The sequence below is a fragment of the Bacteroides salyersiae WAL 10018 = DSM 18765 = JCM 12988 genome, assembly GCF_000381365.1.
Taxonomy (GTDB): Bacteria; Bacteroidota; Bacteroidia; order Bacteroidales; family Bacteroidaceae; genus Bacteroides; species Bacteroides salyersiae.
The window spans coordinates 1,139,861-1,156,589 of record NZ_KB905467.1; the positions used below are offsets into that span (position 1 = coordinate 1,139,861).

Annotated in this window: 15 protein-coding genes; 5 read left to right on the forward strand and 10 right to left on the reverse strand. The window is 32.7% G+C overall.

Features of this window, described 5'->3' with window-relative positions:
• Positions 1-21: 21 nt before the first annotated feature.
• The 6 genes from rfbC to HMPREF1532_RS16090 all read right to left on the reverse strand — a co-directional run bounded on the left by rfbC (position 22) and on the right by HMPREF1532_RS16090 (position 6,346).
• On the reverse strand, positions 22-570 hold the full coding sequence (gene rfbC, locus HMPREF1532_RS16065) for a dTDP-4-dehydrorhamnose 3,5-epimerase (protein WP_005931802.1): 549 nt from the start codon (positions 568-570) through the stop codon (positions 22-24).
• Between the two features lie 2 nt (positions 571-572).
• Entirely contained in the window at positions 573-1,922 is a 1,350-nt protein-coding gene (locus HMPREF1532_RS16070; protein ID WP_005931804.1) for a capsule assembly Wzi family protein, read from the reverse strand.
• A 59-nt stretch (positions 1,923-1,981) separates the two neighbouring features.
• Positions 1,982-2,677, reverse strand: coding sequence for a sugar transferase (locus HMPREF1532_RS16075; RefSeq protein ID WP_005931806.1), 696 nt, complete (start codon positions 2,675-2,677; stop codon positions 1,982-1,984).
• Positions 2,638-3,717 carry a glycosyltransferase family 4 protein gene (locus tag HMPREF1532_RS16080; protein ID WP_005931808.1) on the reverse strand — a complete coding sequence of 360 codons (1,080 nt, stop codon included), beginning with the start codon at positions 3,715-3,717 and terminating at the stop codon, positions 2,638-2,640. The genes HMPREF1532_RS16075 and HMPREF1532_RS16080 overlap by 40 nt, the downstream gene beginning before the upstream one ends.
• Positions 3,714-4,721, reverse strand: a complete 1,008-nt coding sequence (locus HMPREF1532_RS16085) for a radical SAM protein (protein WP_005931810.1) — start codon at positions 4,719-4,721, stop codon at positions 3,714-3,716. The genes HMPREF1532_RS16080 and HMPREF1532_RS16085 overlap by 4 nt, the downstream gene beginning before the upstream one ends.
• A 422-nt stretch (positions 4,722-5,143) precedes the next feature.
• Complete coding sequence (locus HMPREF1532_RS16090) at positions 5,144-6,346, reverse strand: glycosyltransferase (RefSeq protein WP_005931812.1); 1,203 nt, start codon at positions 6,344-6,346, stop codon at positions 5,144-5,146.
• Positions 6,347-6,542: 196 nt separating this feature from the next.
• Here HMPREF1532_RS16090 and HMPREF1532_RS16095 point away from each other — a divergent pair, with 196 nt between their 5' ends.
• Both HMPREF1532_RS16095 and HMPREF1532_RS16100 read left to right on the forward strand, forming a co-directional pair.
• On the forward strand, positions 6,543-7,694 hold the full coding sequence (locus tag HMPREF1532_RS16095; protein WP_005931814.1) for a glycosyltransferase family 4 protein: 1,152 nt from the start codon (positions 6,543-6,545) through the stop codon (positions 7,692-7,694).
• A 7-nt stretch (positions 7,695-7,701) separates the two neighbouring features.
• The gene (locus HMPREF1532_RS16100) at positions 7,702-9,081 is read left to right on the forward strand and encodes a lipid II flippase MurJ (RefSeq protein WP_005931816.1); all 1,380 of its coding nucleotides are present in this window, start codon (positions 7,702-7,704) and stop codon (positions 9,079-9,081) included.
• Here the strand turns inward: HMPREF1532_RS16100 and HMPREF1532_RS16105 are convergent.
• The 3 genes from HMPREF1532_RS16105 to HMPREF1532_RS16115 are packed head-to-tail and all read right to left on the reverse strand — an operon-like array spanning position 9,060 to position 12,636.
• A complete protein-coding gene (locus HMPREF1532_RS16105; RefSeq protein WP_044097523.1) occupies positions 9,060-10,262 on the reverse strand; it encodes a hypothetical protein in 1,203 nt (400 codons plus the stop codon). The two genes, HMPREF1532_RS16100 and HMPREF1532_RS16105, sit on opposite strands and share 22 nt — an antisense overlap.
• Before the next feature lie 5 nt (positions 10,263-10,267).
• Positions 10,268-11,818, reverse strand: a complete 1,551-nt coding sequence (locus HMPREF1532_RS16110) for a GumC family protein (protein WP_005931820.1) — start codon at positions 11,816-11,818, stop codon at positions 10,268-10,270.
• 14 nt (positions 11,819-11,832) lie between these two features.
• Entirely contained in the window at positions 11,833-12,636 is an 804-nt protein-coding gene (locus HMPREF1532_RS16115; RefSeq protein ID WP_005931822.1) for a polysaccharide biosynthesis/export family protein, read from the reverse strand.
• Between the two features lie 161 nt (positions 12,637-12,797).
• On the opposite strand from HMPREF1532_RS16115, the gene HMPREF1532_RS16120 reads away from it, so the two are divergent.
• From HMPREF1532_RS16120 to HMPREF1532_RS21565, 3 genes are all read left to right on the forward strand, one after another.
• Positions 12,798-13,841, forward strand: coding sequence for an HU domain-containing protein (locus HMPREF1532_RS16120; protein ID WP_005931825.1), 1,044 nt, complete (start codon positions 12,798-12,800; stop codon positions 13,839-13,841).
• A gap of 31 nt (positions 13,842-13,872) precedes the next feature.
• Positions 13,873-14,400 (forward strand): FHA domain-containing protein, encoded by a 528-nt coding sequence (locus tag HMPREF1532_RS16125; RefSeq protein ID WP_005931828.1) that lies wholly within the window; start codon positions 13,873-13,875, stop codon positions 14,398-14,400.
• A gap of 429 nt (positions 14,401-14,829) precedes the next feature.
• The gene (locus HMPREF1532_RS21565) at positions 14,830-14,976 is read left to right on the forward strand and encodes a hypothetical protein (protein ID WP_005931831.1); all 147 of its coding nucleotides are present in this window, start codon (positions 14,830-14,832) and stop codon (positions 14,974-14,976) included.
• 304 nt (positions 14,977-15,280) lie between these two features.
• Here HMPREF1532_RS21565 and HMPREF1532_RS16130 read toward each other — a convergent pair whose 3' ends face one another.
• Positions 15,281-16,720 carry a tagaturonate reductase gene (locus HMPREF1532_RS16130; RefSeq protein WP_005931835.1) on the reverse strand — a complete coding sequence of 480 codons (1,440 nt, stop codon included), beginning with the start codon at positions 16,718-16,720 and terminating at the stop codon, positions 15,281-15,283.
• Positions 16,721-16,729 lie beyond the last annotated feature (9 nt).

A 16,729-nucleotide genomic window follows, 5' to 3' on the forward strand; every position in this document is an offset into this window, starting at 1 on the left:
TTTTTTATGTTTTTGGAGGAGTTATACAAAATATTCAGCTTCTTGAAAAATCTTAGCCTGCCTGTCTTTTTCAGACATAATAATTTGAAAATCGGCTATTGGCCAATCAATGCCTAATGCATTATCGCAATATAAAATGGATCTTTCTGCTTGTGGGTTATATATATTATCAACTTTATATGTGAAGATTACTTCTTCGCTTAATACCAAAAATCCATGGGCAAAACCACGTGGAATGAAAAATTGGCGTTTGTTGTCTTCAGTTAACAATACGCTTACGTATTTTCCAAATGTAGATGATGATTGACGTAAATCTACTGCAACATCTAATACTTCACCTTTAATGACGCGTACCAATTTTGCTTGGCTATATTCACCTGTCTGATAATGTAATCCTCGTAATACACCGAATGACGATTTGGATTCATTATCTTGTATAAAGTCTACTTTTCCGATATGTTTTTCGAATTCTTCTTTTTTAAAAGACTCCATAAAGTATCCTCTACTATCAGAAAATACTTTCGGCTCTATCAGCCATACACCATCAATTTCTGTTTGTATATAATTCATTTTCAGAATTTTTTATGAACTTTGACTTGCAAGCCTAAATTATCGCCATAAATGTCTCCAATATCAAATGCTGCTGAAGCGGTAAAGCTCCAACCTTTCCATTTATTTGGGATATATTTAAACTCTGCAAAAGTAGAAAAATTTTCTAAGATTTCAGGGATTGGCTTAAAGGGAGTTCCCCATGTACGATTAAATGATAGTTTAGCACGATAAGTCCATTCATTACTAATGTCGCCACTCCAACCTAAATGGATAGCTTTAACACGGTTATATTGAAAAGCAAGGTTTCCATTGTTATTATAAATAGGTGAAGCAACTAATGGATTACCCATGCTCATACCCCAATGTGACCATCCGGGATAGATAACGTGGTTATAATAATTATCTGCACCTCCGGTTTTTTTTGCTGCTGAGAAATCTTTTCCATGTAATGGTCCACTTTGGTTGGTAGATTGGTAATATTCTAGAATAATATTATTAATAATTTGTTTTTTATCAATTTTATATTCAATCCCCCAAAGTCCATCCATACCATTTAATTTTCCCATACCTGATAAGTCGTCATAATAGTTTTCCAAATAAATGGAACATAAAATATTTTTATTCTGATATGTCAGCTTTAGATGTTCACTACCTAAATAATTTCCATCAAAATATTCTCCTTCTCCACTATTTCTAGGAATAAAAGCGTTTAAATAATCCTTCCAACTATTTCCTAAATTACCACTCCGTGGTCCTCTAGTTGCGTATCCACCGAACTGATCGTCCATACGTATCCCCGCGTCAAATAACCAATGTCTCTCGGGATTTCCAAAACGAAAATAAATACTTTTATGGTGAAATTTTGTTTTTTTTACATATGAATATACTTCTCCAACATTTCTTTCTTGATATTTACCATCAGTAAACCAACCATATGAGACTTTTACTTTAAGTTGAATGCCTGGAGTTAAATGGATATAATCTAAAATACCTACACAAATTTGCGGTATAGGGCGCGCATTACTCGACCAAACAAGTCCACCACTACTCAATAATGGATTCAAATACTCCGTAATTAGTTCTCGATTCCCTCCCCATATTCCTATCCATTTATAACGGATATCAGCATATGCTTGTTGTATAATAAAAGTGGAACTTCCTCCTGTTGCTATGGCTAAATTTAGTTCGCTTTCAATTTTCCATGAATGAACCTTTTTTTTATAAGATATTCCTCCTTTAATGTATGTGTTGTTATTAAGGGAAGATAATCCATGTTGATTACTTACTTGCCATAATGGAGTATTCTCTCCTACATGTACAGTGGTACCGTATTCAATAAATGTATTAGGTTTCTGGGTATTACCAATCATTGGTATTAATAATAGTAGGAATAGTGATATGATTTTACTTATTTTCAATGTGTTGAATATTATTGTTTTTTTATCATAACTCCTATAGTGCGAAGCATAATTTTTATATCTAATGCTATAGACCAATGCTGAATATACCATAAATCATAGCTTACGCGCATTTTTACTCTCTCTATGTTTCGTTCGCCACGTAATCCGTTGACTTGTGCCCAGCCTGTAATACCTGGTTTTATAGCATATCTTAAAGAATATTCTTTGATTTTATTCATATATTCTTCATCGTGTATTAGCATGTGCGGCCTTGGCCCTATAATTGACATATCTCCTTTTAATACATTCCAAAATTGAGGAAGTTCATCTAAACTAGTTGCACGCAAAAAATTACCTAATGAATATTTATTCAATTGCGGATCAACAAATTTGTCAGAACAATTTTTTGCATCCATTGTTCTAAATTTGTAACATATAAAAACATTTCCACCCTTTCCTGTTCTTTTTTGTTTGAAAAATATCGGACCAGGCATAATTATTTTTATGGCACAGGCAATTATTAAATAAATCCATGGAAAAATTAATACCAGGACTATCAAAGCAGTTGTAATATCAAATGTACGTTTTATCATTCTACAACTATTCCGTGTAAGCGGAGCATTATCTAATAAGGTCTTTGTATTCATTTGTAGATATAACGTATTCATTTTCGTTATATTGTTTTCTACATTAAAGATTTGTAAATTTGAGCTGTTTGTTGGCATATTTTTTCCCAATTATATTTTGAAAGATCGTATTGCACAAGATTGGAATTTTGTGATTTCAGTTTCTCCTTTAAAGATAGGTATAATTTGTTTATATCTCCCATTGGATAATAATAGTTTTCTGGTAAGTTTAGTAATTGAGTTGCGGGTATATTACTTAATAAAATGTTACACCCTAATTGCATCGCTTCTAATACTACTAAAGGAAAACCTTCATTGTGAGAAGATAAAACAAATAATGCAGTATGAGTATACAATTCTTGGAGATATTCTTCAGTCAAAAAACCTGTATATATAATTTGATTAGCATGATTTTTATTTTTTAGCGAATTAAAATAATTAATTTCATGTTCTACACCTCCTGCGATGACCAATTTGTAGTTAGGATCGTTCAGTAATATAAATGCTTCTATCAAATCGTCAAATCCTTTTTCTGGGGTAATTCGCCCTACAGCTAATATATACTTTTTAGGGGTAATTCCTAATGATTTTATATAATTTATGCTATCTGTTTTTTTTAGATTATTACTAATCCCATTAGGAATGTATGTAGATTTCTTTTTTACTTCTACAGAGACTTTTTCCATCTGAAAACGATTAACAAAAATAATTCGATTTGAATACTTTAAAGCAAAAAATTCTGAAAGTTCAAGTATCTTTTTTGATAGATATCCCCATTTCTTATGTTCATAATTTGCACTATGATATGTTAGTACAATTTTTAGACCGAATAATCGTAATAATGGAATAAAAAAGCCAGGTCCTATATTGTGGATATGAACAATGTTAGGTCTTTTCCATATACATATAAGTGCACATACCAATGAATGAAATATAGCTTCAAATCCTTTGATTCTGGTTGAGGGCAAATCTATGAATTGTATTTGATTATAATAAGGTGTACGTATTATATATGGTTTTCTTCTGAATACAGTTATTGAAAAATCAGAAGAAAAACCACTATATAGAGCTTCACAATGTTTTTCTACTCCACCTTGAATATCAGGGAATCCTCTTGTCCCAAAAACAAAAATTTTCATTCGAAGTTGATTGCTTTTCCCATTTTAATACGTATTTTATTTTTTATTATCCACCAAATGGGCTTCCAAGGTTTACGCAACATGTCATGTCGTTCAGTAACTATAAAAGCACAATTACGTTGGCAGTTTGCTACCATTTTTTCTGCTTCTTTAGCTTTTTCTGATTGAAGTATATTTTCTATTGAGTCTGTTTTTATATTACCAATTATCCATTCTTCTCCAGAACCATTACATGGAGAGACATTACCAAAAGGATCTATAAAATAAAAATCCTTTAATGCACCACATTGTGGACGATATCCAGGTGCATCTCCTCTTAAACGTTGGTGGATACTTTTATTGAAATAAGCTCGGCCGTAATCTTTTAGTTTCTTTTTGATTCCACGCCTTTTGGATTGCAACAAGGCCTGCACAAACAGTTCATGTTGATGCAAAGCTTCTTTACTAGCTATTAAATTGTCTTCTTTATGAAAATACCAAGAATTATGTACAACTGAATTACCTAATTCTACATCTAATGCAACACAGAGTTCATATAAATAGAGTAAATCCTGATAATTATCAGGAGAAATAACAACTGAAAAACCTATATTTTTACATTTTGTTTTTTTAAGTTCAAGCATGGTTCTTAAAGCATGATCAAAACCATTTCGTGTACCGCGCTTTTGATCGTTCAATGCAGGTAAACCTTCTAAACTAACTCGTATGAGAATATTGGGATATTTTCGGGCTATGGAAACAATTCTCTCAGTATTAAAACCATTAGTACTCAATTCCAATAGAGAAGCTTTAGGATACAATATTTCAAAAATGCGGTCAATGTCTTTTCGTATTGTTGCTTCTCCTCCTGTTATATTAATCCGTAATCCTTTGGGAAGTTTGCTATAATAGTGAGCATCTATTTCTTCTTCGGCTTTTGTTTGATGTTGCCATATGTTACACATGTTGCATTTGGCATTACATCGATATGTTGTGATTAAGCTTGCTTGGACTTTTGTTTTCATTAATTTTTTATTTGTAACGTTGCTATATCTAAGTTTTGGTATATATTTAATTGCAAAAATAGCTTTATTTTTGTAATCCTTATTTTTTAAACGTGGAAAACCTGAAAAAATTATTTCTATGCCTAAAAAAATATTTTTGATTTTTAGAATTCTATGAGACTTTTCTGAATATCCTTGGTAAGTGGATATAGCTCACTGAATGCTTATCTTCATAAGAAACCTTTATCGATTATCAATGAGAAGACAGGGAAAGACGGAATTTACTGAATGTTTGCAAATAAATGGACTTTAAATAAATAGTTTAATATATCCTTATCGGGTTTTGATTAGGATGGAGAATGTTCTCTTTAAGGATGATTATAATATCTCAACGTATTTTCGATAATTTACAAATTGTATAAATAATTTATTATGGAATAGAATCACTCTAAATCTTTTGAAATAAGAGCTTGCTTGTATATATTTATTATTTTATTGTAATAATTTTCCATTGAAAAGTTAGATTTAACATTGTTGGAGATTGCAGTATAGTCAAATTGAATTGTGAACATTTTATGTATTTGATCTCGCATTTCCTTTATATTTCCTGATTCAAATAGCTCTCCACTATACCCTGGGTAAATGGTTTCCGGAAGCCCTCCGATATTAGCTGCTAATACAGGAGTACCTAATGCTTGTGCTTCTAAACTAACAAGACCGAATACTTCATACCATGTTGATGGTACGATAAGAAATCTGGCTTTTCCAATAATATTCTTTAGTACTTCCCATTGCTTGAAACCAGTAAATGATATATTGTTACATCCGTCTGCTTTTTGTAAAAGTTCTTGTTTTAGTGGCCCATCACCTACTACTATTAATTGATATGGTAAGGTTTTGGCTACTTCTAATAATTCCATTATACCTTTTTCCTCAGATAAGCGCCCAACAAAGCAATAGTAATTTTCTTTTTTTAATAGACTATCATTTATATTTCTAGGAATACAATTGGGTACCATTTTAATCTTTCGTTTATCAAATCCTCCTTCTATCATTTTTCTTTTCATAAAATCAGAAGGTGCAATAAAGGTAGTGGTATATTTTTGTAATTTACTTCTATTCCAACATAGAGATTCTAAATATGCGCAACCACTTTGTAACAAACTATTCTTCATACATCTTTTGGTTAGAACATGAATTGTGTTTTTTATACATAATTCACATATCCCTTCACGCTTCATACTATAAGTGGGACAAATTAATTTATAGTCATGTTGAGTCCAAATAACTTTAATACCTCGTTTGTATGCTATCTCTGCTATATAAGGAGAGAGATAAGAATGAATATTGTTAAGATGTATTATATCTGGTTGAAAGTCATCTATTAGTCGTGTAAATTGTACTTTTACATCAGATGAATAAAATATACGTTTTACGCTCTTTAATTTGTTTATAATATTAGGAGTAGAAAAATTAACCTCTGAAGCAAAATAATCAACCCACTCTGATGGAAAATTATCTGCATAATTCATTGCGAAAAAAGCTACTGCATGTCCATGGCTTTTCAATAATTGTTCTAATGCTAGTGTGGCGATACAATCTCCACCTCGGTTATAATAAAATTTATTTGCTAATAAAATTTTCATTTTAACTAATAATATTGGGTCTTTTGTATTAATAAACGTAGAATGAGTGAGGATATTACTAAACTTGTGACATTTTTTTCTTCTACCGTAACATGAGTAAACTATAGTCTCAGATAATTATTCGATTTTTATAGTATATTTGTTATCTAAGTAATTACGATTTTTATACCTTTGTGCTGACTTTAATTAATATAATATGCATTTAGTTATTATTAGAACATCACTATCATATGTAGATAGTCAAACATATAACATACAAGAAATAGGCTTAGCTAAGGAATTAATCAAGCAAGGAGTAGCAGTAAGCCTTATTTTGCCAGGAGAAACGGAGTTGGAAAATCATGATAATGATTACTCTATATATTATCTTACTTGTAAAATGTTGCAACAGAGTATAGGGTTTTACGAAAAATTGTGGAAAACACTGGATCGTATTCAACCTGATATTATCCAAATTCATGAAATAGGTATGTTTATGTCTTTATATACGTTAATGTGGAGTCGGAAAAATTCTATTCCGTGTGTGTTGATTCAAGGAACGTATGAACCTACTAGAAAACCGTTGCAACGTATATTAGAATGTTTGTTTAATATGACATTTGGAAAGTATATTCTTACGCATGTTAATGCTATAGGATGTAAGACACCTAGAGCAATGGAATATCTTCGTAAGTATAGCCGGTTTCAGAAAATGGAAGTTACGGCTATTGGGCTTGATATGTCTAATTTTGATCAATGTTATACAGTGACTGTAGATTGGAGAGAAGAATTACAAATATCTTCTTCTACAAAGATCTTACTGTATATTGGGGTTGTAGAAAATAGACGGCATGTAGAATTATTATTAGAAATTATAGAGAATCTGCCAGACATATATACATTGATTATTGTGGGTGAAGGAAGTCAGAAAGAAGTTTTAAAAAAGAGGACAGAACAGAGTGTGTATAAGTCAAGAGTAAAGTGGTTAAGTCGAATGACGCAAAAAGAGTTGGTCGGTATATATAAAATAGCAGATTTATTCCTATTGGCCTCTGATTACGAGATTTACGGTATGGTGATACTTGAGTCTATGTATTGGAAAGTGCCAGTATTGTCCACGGCTACTGGAGGAGGAGTGGCAATTATCCGGAATAATGAAAACGGGTGGATTATAGATTCTTTTTCTCTGCAAGATTGGGTAAATAAAATAGAGAAGATTTTTAGTGATTCTTTTAGTTATAATTCAATTGTAGAAACAGCCTACAGAGATGTTGTTGAAAAATATACTTGGGAACGCATATCGTCTAATTTTATGAGATTATATAATACTGCTATTCAGAATCAGAACCATGCTGGAAAAATGAAATAGTATTAAGATGGATATTTTAAAAACTGAATCTTATAGAAAGGGGATATTGCTTTCTTCTGTATTTAATATAGGAGGGAAAAGTATTGCGTTTATTCAACAATGGTTGATTGGATATTTTTTTGGAACACATTCTAGTACGGATATCTTTTTTTTTACTTACAATATTATATTATTTATTTCTTATTTTTTTTTGAATTTGTCGACTTCTGTATTAATTCCTGAGAGTATTAATATTCGGAATCAAGAAAATGAGGAGAAATCCATGGCTTTTTTAAATTCCTTCATTTTATTATATGGAGTAATAGGGCTTCTCTTATTTGTCATAGCCAATATACGTACTGAGAATCTTTTTTGTTTCATTTCTTCATTTCCAATAGATGTGGTATATGAGAATGTGAGTATTATTCGTTGGTGTCTTCCTCTTATTTTTCTTAACATTTTAGTTAGTTTGATTACGGAACTTCTTGCATCCTATAAGTATTTCACTATTCCTAATCTGATAAATGCTATTAATTATTTATTAGGAGTAACTTTTATCATTTTGTTTCATGAGGAATTAGGGGTTTCGTCTATTATCTTGGGGTTGATATTAGGGTATTTGATAAATATTATAATTATTGTGTGGATAATGAAACATTCTCTTAAATGGTCTTTTACTGTTTTTTCTTTTAAAAAAATAGCTTCTGTATGTTCTAATGGGGTGTATGCGCAATTAGGTTTTATTATGTACCTTTTAGTTTTATATGTTCCGCAATATTATTTTACAATGTTTCCAGAAGGGAGTCTTACTGCTGTTAATTATGCAGATAAGATTACGAATATTCCAAGTATTTTTTTAGTAGCTCAAATAACCAATATAATGGCTATTAAGTTTAACAATCTAGTGAGTCAGTGTAAATATAAGGAGGTAACATTGCTTACGGAACGTTTGATTTTTTTTGTTACGACAGGGCTCTTTTTAACAGCTCTTTTTATTTCAGTGTGTAGTAGTTGGATTGTAGAATTAATGTTTTCACAGGGGAAATTTAGTGTAGAGGCGTTAGCGTTAACCTCCCAAATGTTATCATTGATGATATTGTATCTACCATTTGGATTCATATATAATATGTATATGAGAATTTTTAATTCATTTGGACAACAAAAGAAATTTCTATGGATACAAATAGGAGCTCAAGGAGGTACATTGTTGTTGTATTATTTTCTTATTCCAAGCTATGGGTTAGTGGGATATCCTATTTCTCGCATTATTTCTTATATGTTTGCAATCTTCTTTATACTACCTTTGTTTAAAAATATTTGTTCGCAAATGTGTATAACACGAATTTTTATATATCAAATGGCATTATCAATTCTTTTTTGTTTGTATTATTTTTCTTGTGGAGTTTGAGATTGGGAAGATTTATGGGGAATGATTAATCCTAATAGCATTAAAATAAATAGTCCACGATTGTGGACAAAGGTGGCATCAGCAATTCCCTCTATAGCAAAGAAAATACAAATGAGAACAGCAATGATAAATTCTTTATAATAACCTTTTTGAAGTAATGGGCGAGATTGGTGCATTATTGTTATCCAAAATGAAATATATAAGGAAACACCAACAATTCCAAATTGTGCAAGTTCTGGATAATAAGCATCTGTGATAAAAGAAGGCCATTCTTTTGAAATACCATATAAATGATCAATACCGTATTCCGCATATGTTTTAGAGTAATATGTACCAGAGGCAAAAGTAGCGAAGCTTGCAAAGCCCGAACCAAAAGGAAAATAATCAAATAAGATCTGAAAGGCGGTTATCATCATGGCTGGACGGCTCCACATCTGTTCTGAATTCATCATTCCATCTATATAATATAATACAATTTTTTCCCATGATAAGGCTACGCTTAGAAATATTACTACTAATAAAGCCAAAACTGCTTTTATATTTAGTTTTAGTGAACCACCAGTTTTACAGTATATTAATATAAATACTGCTACTCCCCAAAATCCGTATGCTTTGGAACGAGTGGAAAGAAGTCCAATACTTATAAGAGCAATGAAAGCTATGATATCACTCCACGAGTATGAGCTACAATAGAAGAAAAGCAAGGCAGTAATAGTAGCTGATGTAGCTAAACGAGATGGGTGTCCAAAAAAAGTCCACATATTTCCAGTTAATACGGCAATTAATATAACTCCTCCCATTATTAAACATACCACGGTAGTAATTTTTTTTTGCACATTTGTAAATGTTGGAGCTATTAACCATGCACAATAAAAAGCTAAAAAAGGCTTAATTTGTATTACAAAGTCCATGAATATGGCTTGAGGAACATTGGAGCCTATCCAAAATGAGTATACAGCATAAAATGAAAATATACTCACAATCCATATTAAAATATGCAATTCTTTTATGCTTTTTCGTTCCCATATTGTTATACCAGCAAATAATACTAAGAATAGTGCCAAAATTTCATCAGTATAATCAAATTTTAAGAAATCATATAATATGACTCCAAAAATGTAACCAAAAAGTAACAAATAGAAGAACAAGTTATTTTTAGATAATACAATTTGTCGCATCATACCTGCTATTTTTTGTCTTTCTCGAAAGTGAATACTTTAATGCTAATTACCGTCAGTGATATAATACAGGCTAAGATAAATGCTACGATTAATACAATTGAACTTTTGGGATATGTATGTTTGTAAGAAGCATATGCTTTATCGATGATACGTCCGGCAAATTCATCAGGAGAATTTACTAACTCTTTTTCTTGTAATTTTTGCATTAAAAAAAGATACATAGTCTCTTTGATTCTTTGTTGCCGTTTCATTTCAATGTACTCCCGTTCTTGGGTAGGCAATTTATCTATTAATTTTGTTAACGAACTATTCTTCTGTTTAAGTGCATTTAAATTTATCTGAATATTTTCACGAATGCTTTGAATAGATTCAAATAGCATTTTGCGTTGCTCTTTTAGCTGATTTTCTGCTAATATTAGTGCAGGATTATTACGTTCAGATGATTGAAGTAAGCGTTGTCTGTTTAATATTAACTCATTATATATGGCTATTGCTTTTTCACCGGTCTCACTTATAATAGGAACGGCTGAATATGAGTTAGCTGGATCTTTCATATATGAAATAACGTAATCAAGCATTCGCAAACGTGTTTCTGTTTCCAAAATCATTTTTTCAATTTCTTGATTTCCCATATATGTAGCTTCTCCATAAAGAATTGGATTGGGAATATTGTTTGATTGTTTATATTTTTCTATTTGATGCTCTAATAAAGCTAATTCCATAGTAATAGTATCCAAGCGTTCCCGAACAAAATAAGAATTTAAGTCTGCGTCTTGCATCTTTACTTTTTTTGAATAGTCATTATAACTGTCCATTACTGTATTGAGTAATTCGCAACCTATCTTTTGGTTTGATGTTCTGTAAGAAAGAGTTAAAATATCTGTCATTTTCTCGGATGGATATATATATATATCTTCTGATAATGTCTCAAAAGCTTTCTGAAGAGGAGTTATTTTTGTTGTATAATTTCCATTCGCCTTGCCATCAGAAACAATAGTAATTGTACCTATAGGCAATACCAGATCATAGGGAAAAGATTGTGATTTTATAATTATGTCATCAAAAAGATATGATTCTACTTTAATTTTTTGAATATTATTATTGAGTATATTCAATTTGATGGTGATTGGTTTACTTAATGTATCAAGAAATGCAATAGGGAAAGTGTATGTTACAGGAGATTCTTTTTTGCTTAATATTACTTTTTTTAATCTATTGCGGGTAGTTGTTTCTATTTGATATTGTGTTTTGCGAATGACATTAATAAGGTTATTACGAGAAGTCATAAGTACTATCTCATTTTCAGTATTTGCACTATTACCACCACCTCCTAGAAGTCCTCCAATGGCAGAACTTTTCAACATCTTCAGTTCGGACATCATACCATTTTTCTCTCCCATTAATTGTATTTTCGCTACAATATCATATTCTTTTGGAATAACTAATATAAAAATAATAGCACCTATTAGACAAATAATCCCAATGGGAATATAAATTTTCCAATAGTGAATGTATTGCTTTAACAGTTCTCCGATGTGTATGTTTTCGTCTTTCATATATTTTATGGAAATTATTTAACTAATAATGCTATTGTTAATGATGCTATTACAGATATAGCACTAACAATGGTAGATGCTACAGATATATTGAATTGTGCACTTTGACTATATGAAGAATTATTTCTGCGTGCTTTATTGGGCTCGACATATACAATATCATTTTGTTTTAGATAATAATATGGAGAAGAAAATGCTTCTGAAGATGTTAAATCTAAACGGTGATATTCTTTTTTCCCATTATTATCTCGAATGATTAATACATTTGTACGTTCTCCATAAATCGTTAAATCACCAGCCAAACCAATTGCGTCAAGGATTGAAATTCGTTCATTTGTAATCGTTTGGGTTCCAGGAGTATTTACTTCACCTAATATCGAAACTTTAAAATTCTGTATTTTAATAGTGACTAAAGGATCTTTTGCATATGCTGAAATTTTCTCCTTTAAAGTTGCGGCCAATTCACTTCGGGTTTGTCCTATAACTTTTATTTTACCTAATACAGGAAATTCTATATAACCATCGGTATCAACCAAATAAGTTTGCATTACTGGTGTAGTAGTTACATCAGTTTCACCTGGAGTTAGATAACTGGTCAGAGGAAGATTGAAAACAGCTACGGCATTTGGGTCGATACTAGATACAAAGATAGATAATTGATCATCTGGACATATTCTAGCTTCATAGTTGATAGCTTGTTCCGTTATTTTACCTGATTTGTTTTGTTCAATATCTTGAAAATAAGTTATTTGATTACTCGTTCTACATGAAGTCAATATAGCTATTAAAATAGCAGTGGTGACTATTTTTATCTTCATTTTATTTTTTATTATAGATTTAGTAAGTATTAAAATAATTCATTTGTCTGCATCAATAACGGTAAGCATAGTGGTTTTATTATATTTTGCTTTATAAATTGTTAATAATAAAATATGCAGAATTTTAGCATATCTCCAATAAAACACCTAATTTTGTACTCATGATTGAATTAGCACAGCACATAGAAATCTTGTTATTAGAGAATGATTGCGTAATCGTTCCCGGATTTGGAGGTTTTGTAGCATACTATACCCCTGCAATGCGGGTTGAAGGAAACACTTTCCTCTCTCCTACTCGCACCATCGGTTTTAATCCGCAGTTAAAGTTGAATGACGGATTGTTGGTACAATCATATATGGCTGTGTATGACACGAACTTTTCGGATGCTACTAAGATAGTAGAAGAAGAAGTGGCGGAGTTGATTGCGGTGCTTCATAAAGAGGGAAAGGTAGACTTGGCAAATGTAGGAGAATTGAGGTATACGATTCATGGTGCCTATGAATTTATTCCTTATGAGAACAGAATTACTACACCTTATTTATATGGACTTGATTCTTTTGAGATGAAAGAGTTGGCAGTTTTGCATAAGCCGGAAGAGAAAGTGTTGATTCCTGTGGCAGCTCAGGAGAGAACAAAGCCATATGAAATTAGGATAAATCGCGCTGTTTTGCGTAATGCCGTCGCTATGATAGCTGCAATTGCGTTATTTTTTGCGTTTTCTACTCCAATAGAGAATACGGCTGTTGAAAAAGATAATTATGCCCGGTTACTTCCGATAGATTTATTTGAAAAAATCGAGAACCGATCTGTAGTGATGACTCCTGTTGAGGTGAAACAAGAGACGAAAAAAAGTGTGACAACGGCGAAGATATCGTATGGGACTACCTCTTCTGAAAAAGAAACAGGAAAAAGGGCAACGAAACCTCTGGTGGTGAAAGAAGTAAAGGTTGTTAAACCTGTAGCAGAGAAGCAGATGGAAGATAATTATCACATAATCGTAGCCGGAGGTATTACTTTAAAGGATGCGGAGATAATGGCTGAGCAGCTTAAGGCGAAAGGATTTCATAGAGCTAAGGTTTTGAATAGTGATGGTAAAGTTCGTGTAAGTATCATGTCGTATGCTACTCGTGAGGAAGCTATGAAGCAACTTCTGAAAATAAGAGAGAATGAAGCTTATAAAACGGCATGGATGTTGGCTAAATAAATATGATTCACCTATTTCCCTATTATAAAATATGAAACGAGTTCGTTGTCCTAAATGTGAGAATTATCTGTCTTTTGATGAAACGAAATATACCGAAGGTCAATCTTTGGTTTTTGTTTGTGAGCATTGTGGTAAGCAGTTTAGTATCCGTTTAGGGAAAAGTAAGGTGAAAGCCTCCCAGAAAGAAGAAGTATTGAACGAGGATGCTTGTAAGGGTGAGTTTGGATGTATTGTTGTTATTGAAAATGTATTTGGATTCAAGCAGATATTGCCTTTGCAAGAAGGAGATAATGTAATTGGACGCCGCTGTGTCGGTACAGTTATAAATATGCCGATTGAAACCGGTGATATGAGCATGGATCGTCGTCATTGCGTTATTAATGTGAAGCGGGATAAATTAGGAAAGTTGGTCTATACTCTTCGGGACGCTCTCAGTCTTACAGGTACTTTCCTGATGAATGAGGTTTTGGGTGATAAAGATCGTATCCGTATAGAAGATGGGGCTATTGTGACTATCGGCGCTACTACTTTTATACTTAGAGCGGCAGAATCAGAATGAACATCGTTCTGATTTTAACATTGTTAATCCCGTTTCTTGCATATTATTTCTTTTCTTGCAAAACATTTATTCTTTGTCTGTAAAGAAGCGTATTCTTGCCGGCAAAAGATTGTATTTAACATGGTGTTAATATTAATTTCTTGTACAAAGGAAATACGGCTCTTTTTATCTTTGATATTGATGATGTATATGGTTGATATATATATGATTATCTCGTATATGATTAACCTTTCTTTTTTTCTCCGAAGTTTAAAGAAGCGTTTGGAAAAAGAAGCGTTTGGTTTATACTTATCGATTTAGCAATTTAATTTTTTACCTATTGACATCGATAAAATTATCTGGTATGTGATGATGGCTGATGTATTGTGTTTGAACAAACTTGGTTCCTGTTTGTTCTTTGGCATATAAAATCACTAAACCCTAACGAAAATGAAAGAGAAAAACAGAACATGGATTATTATTGCCATTATCATAGCAGTGTTGTTGTTAGGCTATTGGGTATTGTCTTCTCCGAGAGTTGAAAAAGATGTGAACCAACAGTCGAAAGAAGTTATTGAAGACCTTACAATCGATTGATTTTTTAGAATTTGTTTAAATTACGCTCTGCATTGTTTTGAAGGCTATTTTTGAGGATGTTTTTTTGTTTTTAGGAGGATAGCAGGTTATTCTGACGGTGAAAACAGAAAAGCAGATTGAGAATAAATTTAAAATAAACTGATAAAACTTTTTAAAGGAAAATTTAAACAGTCTCTATGATTAAGTGAGAAAGAGCAGCTTCCCATAGTGAAAAGACTGCTCTTTTTTTTGTTTAATTGAGACCGGTTTCTTTTTATAGACAATACTTAAAAGATAAGGCGGACTTTTATGCATTCTCGGTTGTTTAGAGAATGCTTTTTACTGTTTCCAACATACCTTTTTCTTGAATAGAATCAAGATCGGTTTTCACTGCATCAGTCAATCCCGGTATATTGTTCAAGTTTTCACCCCAGATGAATTCTGCGCCCAGTACACCTTCTGCAACTTTTCGGGTACAACCTGTTGCCCATAAGTCTTTCAATAGATTCATTATTTCCGGAGCATCGTTTGGTACGATTTCAGCACCATCGGCACGAACACCGCCTTTGTAATAAGTAATGATAGCTGCCAGTCCAAGTACCAATCCTTTGGGAAGTTCACCCTTACGTTCCAGGTAAGTTTTCAATCCCGGAAGGTCACGAGTTTGATACTTGGGGAATGAGTTCAGCATAATGCTTGTTACGGCGTGATCTACAAACGGATTATTGAAGCGTTCCAATACGTCATGGGCGAATTTGTCCAGTTCATCTTTCGGCAGATTGAGGGTTTCCATCAACTCGTCGAACATCACTTTGTGGATGTATTGGCCTACCACTTCGTGTTGGCAGGCATCTCGTACGATATTGATTCCCGACAAGTAAGCTACGGGAGACAACACCGTGTGCGGACCGTTCAACAATGTCACTTTGCGTTCGTGGTAAGGTGCTTCGGACGGAACGAACAGTACGTTTAATCCCGCTTTGTCAGCAGGGAATTCTTTCGCAATTTCTTGCGGTGCTTCAATTACCCACAAATGGAATATTTCAGCCTGAACAACCAGGTTGTCGTCGTATTGCAGTTTTTCTTTGATTGCATCGATGTCTTTACGGGGGAATCCCGGAACAATACGGTCTACCAATGTTGCATATACGCCGCAAGCTTCTTCAAACCATGTTTTAAATTCCTCTCCGAGGTTCCATAACTCGATATACTGATAGATTGTCTCTTTTAATTTATGGCCGTTAAGGAAAATAAGTTCGCATGGAAAAATGATCAGACCTTTGCTCTTGTCTCCGTTGAATGTTTTAAAACGATGATATAGCAGTTGGGTCAATTTGCCCGGATAAGAAGAGGCGGGTGCATCGTCCAATTTGCAAGATGGATCGAAAGCGATACCGGCTTCGGTGGTATTAGAAATAACAAAGCGCATTTCCGGTTGTTCTGCCAACTTCATAAATTCGGCATTTTGCGTATAAGGATTTAAAGCACGGCTGATGACATCGATCATTGTCAGGCTGTTTACGACTTCACCTTTATCCAAGCCTTGCAGGTTTACATGATAAAGATCGTCCTGTGCGTTTAGCATGTCTACCATACCTTTATCGATAGGTTGAACTACTACTACGCTACTATTGAAATCGGTTTTTTCATTCATGTTGTAGATAATCCAGTCTACGAATGCACGTAAAAAATTGCCTTCACCAAATTGGATAATACGTTCCGGGCGTTGGGCCTTAGGAGCTGTTTCTTTGTTTAATGCTTTCATGTTAATTGA